This window comes from Rhodoblastus sp. (assembly GCF_041915505.1).
Lineage (GTDB): Bacteria > Pseudomonadota > Alphaproteobacteria > Rhizobiales > Beijerinckiaceae > Rhodoblastus.
The window spans coordinates 1-7054 of sequence record NZ_JAYSBG010000179.1; the positions used below are offsets into that span (position 1 = coordinate 1).

The window sequence follows — 7054 nt, forward strand, 5'->3', positions numbered from 1 at the left end:
GGCTTGGCGGCGTCCGGCTTCGGGGCGTCGGCCGGCTCGTCCGTGCGGGTGATCTTGGCGGCCTCGCGCAGTTTCAGGATCGCCTCGCTCTGGGCGCGCTGGGCGACGAAGCGCTCGAGCTGATCCTTGACCTGGTCCATCGGCGGGAACGGCTTGTTGCGCTTTTCCAGCACCTTGATGACATGCCAGCCGAACTGGGTCTTGACCGGATCGGACACCTGGCCGGGCTCCAGCTTGAAGGCGGCGTCGGCGAATTCCGGCACCATGCGGTCCTTGGTGAACCAGCCGAGATCGCCGCCCTTGGAGCCGGGATCCTTCGACAATTCATCCGCCAGCTTGCCGAAATCCTCGCCGGCCTTCAGGCGCTTTTCCACCGTCTTGGCCTCTTCCTCGGTCGGGACCAGGATGTGTAGGGCGTGAATCTCGACTTCCGGCTTCTGGGCCTTGGCGGCCTCGTCATAGGTCGCCTTCATCGCCGCTTCGGTCGTGCCGGCCTTGGCGACCTGGCCGAGATAGGCCTCCATCAGCAGCTTTTCGCGATAATAGGCCAGCTTCTTCTTGAAATCCTCGGTCTGGTCCATTTTTTCGCTGGCGGCCTTCTGGGTGACCAGCTTGAGATCGACCAGATAATCCAGCAAAGCCTTGCGGCGGGCGGCGTCATTCATCTGCTGCGGCAGGGTCGAGCCCACATCGTCCATAGCCTGATTGAGATCCTGGCCGGTGATGGTCTCGCCATTGACCGTCGCCAGAACCTTGGCGGGGTCTTCTTTCGCGGGCGCGGCGGCGGGCGCGGGCGCCGGAGCCTGGGCGAAAGCGGGCGCCAGTGCGGCGGCCGAAAGCGAAAGGGCCAGGGCCGCGCAGCGCAGGCCCGGGAGGGAAGTACGAAAACGCGCCATATGATCTCTAGCTCCTGAGGAGGCGGCGGACGCCGCGGGCGGGCGCGCCTTTCTGCCCGAAAACGTCGCCAGCCACAAGCTTCCCAACATTGCCACGGCCTTAACTCTGGTTTAGACGGGAAACGAAGCTGAAATCATTGGCGGGGCGCGTCGCAACGCGCTGAGGATCGCGAAATGTCCGAGCAGAAAAACATCAACTGGACCAATGCGCGCACGCTGGTCGCTTTGGCGATTCTGGTGGGCACTGAGCTGGTCGGCGCCTCCTGGGCGGCCGGCTGGGCGCTCGGCGGCCTGTTCCAGCTCGGCCCGGCCTATGCCCGCGGCTTCGAGATCCTGTTCATCGTGATCGGCTTCATCGGCCTTTATTATTTCATGCGCACGGCGATCGCGCATGAGCCGATCCGGCGCTGAGCTGCTCGGCGCGCGAGGCAGGCCCCTCCCCGCGCCGGACGTTCTAAGTGATTTCTTTTCCGCGCGCGGCGACGCCATCCGTTGACAGGACCGGCGCTTTCGTCGTCAAACGGCGTTTCGCCGCGCCGGAGCCGCCAGCCGTCGCGTCAGGGAGCCATCGCGTCAGGGAGCCGCCGCAATGCATGGATCCGATACGCATGCGCATCAGCACGCCAGACCGGAGCACGCCAGGCCGGCGCCGCGCGAGGCCGGATTCTCGCTGCTGCGGCTCTCGGTCGCGCAAAGGCTCGGCTATGTCGCGATCGCCCTGGTCCTGATCTGGGGCGGCGTCTATTGGGCCCTGTCATGACCGCAAGCCTGAACGTCCCGCGCGTCGCGCTGCATAATGTCACGCTCGGCTATGACCGCCATCCCGCCGTCCACCATCTCGACGGCGAGATCGCGCCGGGCGCGCTGCTCGCCGTCTGCGGCCCGAACGGCGCCGGCAAATCGACCTTGTTCAAAGCCCTGACAGGGGTCATCAAGCCTATGGGCGGGACGGTCGATCTCGGCGGCGCCCGCACGCGCGACATCGGTTATCTGCCCCAGGCGGCTCAGGTCGACCTGAGCTTTCCCATCGATGTGTTCGACATGGCGGCCATGGGGCTGTGGCGGCGCATCGGCCTGTTCGGCGGCCTGTCGCGCGCCGACGAGGCCAAGGTCCACCGCGCGCTGGAAACGGTCGGTCTCGCCGGTTTCGAGCGCCGTCCGATCGGCGCGCTGTCCGGCGGCCAGACCCAGCGCCTGCTGTTCGCGCGCCTGCTGTTGCAGGACGCCTCGCTGATCCTGCTCGACGAGCCCTTTTCCGCCATTGACGAGCGCACGGTCGACGACCTGCTCGCGCTCATCGCGGGCTGGCATCAGGAAGGCCGCACCGTGGTCGCCGTGCTGCACGATTTCGCCATGGTGCGCGCCCATTTCCCGGAATGCCTGCTGCTGGCGCGGGAGAAGATCGCCTGGGGCCCGACCGGGCAGGCTTTATCGCCCGAAAATCTCGCCCGCGCGCGGCGCATGATCGAGGCCTTTGACGATAGCGCCGCCGCCTGCGGCCGCGCCGCGTAATCCGGATTGCAAGAATGAGCCTGTCCTCCCTCACTGAACGCGTCACGCCGATCGAAGCCGGCGAAGAAATCGTCGGAGCCGCCTTTCTCGGCCGGACGCCGGCTTTCGCCTTGGCCGACGGAAGCGTCCTGCTCGCCGAAATCGGCGAGGAGCGCCGCGTCAAGGCCCATGAGGACGGCGCCGTCCTGCGCGCGACGAGCGATGGCGCGAAGCTCTATACCGGCGGCGACGACGGCGCGGTCGCCGCGACCGACGCCACGGGCAGGACCGAAATCCTGGCGCGGGAAAAAGGTTGGATCGACGCTCTGGCCTGCCGCGCCGATGGCGCGCTCGCCTGGTCGAGCGGCAAGAACGTCCGCGCCCGCGACGCCAAGGGCGAGATCAAGACCTGGACGGCGCCGTCCTCGGTGCGCGGCCTCGCCTTTTTCCCCAAGGGCTATCGCCTGGTGGTCGCCCATTACAATGGCGTCAGCCTGTGGTTTCCCAATACCGCCGCCGGCCCCGAGGCGCTGAACTGGAAAGGCTCGCATCTCGACGCCATTGTTTCGCCCGACGCCCGTTTCGTCGTCACCTCGATGCAGGAAAATTCGCTGCACGGCTGGCGCCTCGCCGATCGCAAGGACATGCGCATGTCGGGCTATCCGGCCAAGACGCGCTCCTTCGCCTGGTCGCCCGACGGCGGCTGGCTGGCGACCTCCGGCGCCGACGGCTGCATCGTCTGGCCGTTTTCGGGCAAGGACGGGCCGATGGGCCAGCCGCCGCGCGAATGCGGCGTGCGGCCGAATGTGGTGGTCACCCAGGTCGCGTTCCATCCCAAGGCGCTGATCGTGGCGGTCGGCTATGACGACGGCTGGATCCTGCTGGTGCGCCTCTCCGACGGCGCCGAAATTCTGGCGCGCAAGACAGAGGAAGGCGAGCGCGACGCCATCACCGCCCTGGCCTTCGACGCCACTGGCGCGAAACTGATTTTCGGAGCGAAGAGCGGCCAGGCGGGCCTGCTCGATTTTCCGTCGTAACCTGCTGCTTCAGCTTCGCTTTTCACGAAAGTTCAAACCGGAACGAAAAAAAGCGGCGCCATTTTGACGGCGGATGCTCTACCATGGCTTGGCAGGGGCCCGGCGCCCCGCTCCGCCGGCGCGGGTCGATGAACCGCAGCGCGGAAAGCGAATCAGCACCAGTCGAGCGTGTCGTGATCGAAAGCGAAACCTTGCCGCCGCAGGCCGAAGCGCCGGTCGAAGCCCAAGTTGAAGCCAAAATCGAAGCCGCCGCGCCGCCGGCGCCGCCCGCAGAACCCAAATCGCCCGCTGCGCCGCCTCAGGAGGTCGAGGTCAAATTCGCCACCGACGCCGCGGGACTGGCGGCTGCGCTGGCTTCGCCCCTGTTGCGGGCCGAGGGCCCGAGCCCGGCGCGCAAGCTGATCTCAATCTATTTCGACACCCCGGATTGGGACCTGAAAAAGCGCAAAATGGCCTTGCGCGTGCGCCGCAGCGGACGCGGCGCGCCGGTCATGACGCTGAAATGGCCGCTGCTGTCGGGCGGCGACGTGTTCGCGCGCGGCGAGATCGAAGTGCGGGCGAGCAAGCTGGAGCCCGATCTCGCCTTGCTCGATCCGGATGTCGCGGAAGGGCTGCGCCAGATCATCGGCGACGCCCCCCTCGAAGCCAAATATGAGACGCGCATCAGCCGCGTCGCGCGCCTGATCACGCGCGGGACGACGAAGATCGAAGTCGCCTTCGACGACGGGATCATCAAGGCGGGCGAGAACGAATTGCCGCTGCGCGAGGTCGAGCTGGAGCTGAAGGCCGGCCAGGCGCAGGAGCTTTACGATTTCGCCGCCACGCTGGCGGAAGCTTTGCCGCTGCGTCTCGACCTTGTCAGCAAGGCGGAGCGCGCCTCGCATTTCTGCCTGGGCAGCGAGCCGAAGCCGGTCAAGGCCAAGCCCGCCGCTCTGCCGGCCGACGCCAATCTGGACGAGGCCACGGCCCGGATCATCGTCGGCGCGATCGATCATTATCTCGCCAATTGGGCTTCGCTGCGCTGCGGCGACGACCCCGAATCGATCCATCAGATGCGCGTCGCCTTGCGCCGGCTGCGCGCGGCGCTCGGCATGCTCAAGCGCGCCATTCCCTGCCCGGAATTCGAGGCTTTTCGCGAGGAGGCCAAGGCGCTCGCCACCGCGCTCGGCCCGGCCCGCGACAGCGACGCCCTGCGCGAATTGATCGAGGACGGCCCGATGGGCCATTTCGGCGACCGCAAGGATTTCGCGCCCTTGCTGGCGGCGCTGGAATCGCGTCGCGCCGCGGCCTATGTCGAGTCGCGCGCTTTGATCGAATCGGCGCGCCCCTCGCTGTTCGTGTTGCGATTGAGCGCCTTTGTCGCGCGGCGCGGCTGGCGCAACGCCCTCACGGGCGCCGAGTTGACCGTCCTCACCGAGCCTGTGACCGTCTTTGCGGCCGAGGCGTTGGAGCGGCTCCACAAGAGAGTGCTGAAGCGCGGCAAGAAACTGATGACCCTGCCCGACGAGCAGCGCCATCAGGTCCGCATCGCGCTCAAGAACCTGCGTTACGCGGGCGAATTTTTCGCCTCCTGTTTCGCCGACCAGCGCGATCCGGCGCCCTTCCTGCGCGCGGCGGCCAATCTGCAAGGCCTGCTCGGCGCCCATAACGACGCCGCCAGCGCCGACCATTTCCTGAGCCTGCCGCACGCCCCGGACGCCGCGCGCGCCGCCGGCATCGTCTCGGGCTGGTATGCGCGCAACGCGATCATCGCCGACGAGGGCCTGGCGCAGGACTGGCGACGTTTCAAGAAGATGCGGGCGTTCTGGCGCTAGCAGTTGAGGACGCCGCGGCGGCGTGTTTAACTGGAGCTTGTCTTTGACCGAGACGGATCGCCATGACCGCCGCGCCACAGCGCCGCCTCATTCTTTTTTCCGGCAGCGGCATTTCCGCCGATTCCGGCCTCGACACCTTTCGCACCTCCGGCGGCGAGAGCCTCTGGGCGCAATATGACCCCGAAGTGGTCTGCAATTTCGACTGCTGGGAAGAGAATTTCGTCCTCGTCCATGATTTCTACTCCAAGCGGCGCGAGGAATTGGGCAAGGTCGCGCCGAACCCGGCCCATTTCGTCGCGGTGGACTGGGAGAAGCGCTACAACGCCGAATTGATCACCCAGAATGTCGACGATCTGTTCGAGCGCGCCGGCGCCCGTTATGTCATGCATGTCCACGGCTTTCTCACCGCCATGCGCTGCGTCGCCTGCGGCGCGCAATGGTATTTCGGCTATAGACGCTTCGACCCCGCCGCCGACCGATGCCCCAAATGCGGACGGGTCGAGACCATCAAACCCAATGTGGTGTTCTTCAACGAACCGGCGCCGCGCTATGCGGAAATGTGGCGCAGCCTGGAAAGCCTGACCGACGAGGACGTTCTGGTGGCGATCGGCACGTCCGGGCTGGTGCTGCCGATCGGCCAGATCGCGCGGCGCTGTCCGGCGACCACGGTGCTGTCCAATCTGCAATCCGCCGAAAGCCCGAGCGACGACGATTTCGACTATGTCCTGCACGGCCATGCCGCCGAGATCGCGCCGAAACTCGACGCTTTGATCAAGGCGCTGATGGAAAGCTGAGCGGCGCCGCGCGCCGACCGCTTTGACACGGCGCCGACCCGCGCCTAAAACCATCGCTCCGCGCGGCCGCCTTGTCGCGGCTGCAGCCAACCGGAGCCGGTTCGATGACCCTGCGCTTTCTGGACCTCGACGCCTTCAAGGCGACGCCGCTGACCCGCGAGCCGTTCGAATTCCTTACTGTGCCCGGCTTCCTCAACGCCGAGGCCTGCGCCGAGATCAACCGCGACTATCCGAAGATCGCGGAAAGCGGCAGCTATCCGGTGGCGCAGCTCGCCTTCGGCCCGGCCTTCCAGACCTTTCTCGACGAATTGGCGAGCGACGAATTCCGCGCCGCCTTCGCGGAGAAATTCGACGCCGATCTCACCGGCCGCCCGCACACCATCACCGTGCGCGGTCGCTGCAGCCCGCGCGACGGCCGCATCCACACCGACACCAAGAGCAAGATCCTCACAATCCTGATCTATATGAATCCGGAATGGGAACATTCCGGCGGCCGGCTGCGGCTGCTGAAATCCAACGCCGGGCTCGACGATCCGATCATGGAGGTCCCGCCGGCCGCCGGCACGCTGCTGGCCTTCAAGCGCAGCGACAATTCCTGGCACGGCCACAAGCCGTTCGAGGGCGAGCGCCGCGTCATCCAGTTCAACTGGGTGACGTCCGAAGGCGACCGCCGCATCGCCATGCTGCGGCATCATCTGTCGGCGGCGGTCAAGCGCCTGCTCGGCAAGGCGCCGGAACAGCCCTACGCCTGAGCGCGAAACTCGCGTTTTGTTGTTTAGAGCAGCGTGCGAAAAAGTGGACGCCGGTTTTTCGCAAAAAACGCTGCGAAAACAAAGGAATCTGGAGTTGATTGCGATTCAACCGAATCGCAATCAACTCTAGCGAAAATCCTGAAACCGCCTATACTGGGCGGTTTTCTTTTGACCGCGCGACAAGGCGCGGCCGCATGGTTTCGCCTGGGAGGGAGCCATGCCCTATCATCTGGAAGGACGGCTGCTCGAAGTCTGCGACTGCCGCGTGCT

The 7054-nt window shown here is 66.2% G+C and carries 8 protein-coding genes; 7 read left to right on the plus strand and 1 reads right to left on the minus strand.

Translation table 11 applies throughout. The features are described from left to right. A partial coding sequence (locus ACE3S9_RS12010) for a peptidylprolyl isomerase (protein ID WP_374546696.1) occupies window positions 1-896 on the minus strand: 896 nt, incomplete at its 3' end. A gap of 174 nt (window positions 897-1070) precedes the next feature. On the opposite strand from ACE3S9_RS12010, the gene ACE3S9_RS12015 reads away from it, so the two are divergent. From ACE3S9_RS12015 to ACE3S9_RS12045, 7 genes are all read left to right on the plus strand, one after another. Then, entirely contained in the window at window positions 1071-1307 is a 237-nt protein-coding gene (locus ACE3S9_RS12015) for a hypothetical protein (RefSeq protein WP_374546697.1), read from the plus strand. Window positions 1308-1485: 178 nt separating this feature from the next. Then, on the plus strand, window positions 1486-1656 hold the full coding sequence (locus tag ACE3S9_RS12020; RefSeq protein ID WP_374546698.1) for a hypothetical protein: 171 nt from the start codon (window positions 1486-1488) through the stop codon (window positions 1654-1656). After that, window positions 1653-2408, plus strand: coding sequence for a metal ABC transporter ATP-binding protein (locus tag ACE3S9_RS12025; RefSeq protein ID WP_374546699.1), 756 nt, complete (start codon window positions 1653-1655; stop codon window positions 2406-2408). Before ACE3S9_RS12020 ends, ACE3S9_RS12025 begins: the two co-directional genes overlap by 4 nt. A 14-nt stretch (window positions 2409-2422) precedes the next feature. Continuing rightward, the gene (locus ACE3S9_RS12030) at window positions 2423-3424 is read left to right on the plus strand and encodes a WD40 repeat domain-containing protein (protein ID WP_374546700.1); all 1002 of its coding nucleotides are present in this window, start codon (window positions 2423-2425) and stop codon (window positions 3422-3424) included. Between the two features lie 173 nt (window positions 3425-3597). After that, window positions 3598-5238 (plus strand): CHAD domain-containing protein, encoded by a 1641-nt coding sequence (locus ACE3S9_RS12035; RefSeq protein WP_374546701.1) that lies wholly within the window; start codon window positions 3598-3600, stop codon window positions 5236-5238. Window positions 5239-5300: 62 nt separating this feature from the next. Beyond that, window positions 5301-6032 (plus strand): NAD-dependent deacetylase, encoded by a 732-nt coding sequence (locus tag ACE3S9_RS12040; protein ID WP_374546702.1) that lies wholly within the window; start codon window positions 5301-5303, stop codon window positions 6030-6032. A gap of 104 nt (window positions 6033-6136) precedes the next feature. Continuing rightward, window positions 6137-6784, plus strand: coding sequence for a 2OG-Fe(II) oxygenase (locus ACE3S9_RS12045; protein WP_374546703.1), 648 nt, complete (start codon window positions 6137-6139; stop codon window positions 6782-6784). Window positions 6785-7054: the final 270 nt, after the last annotated feature.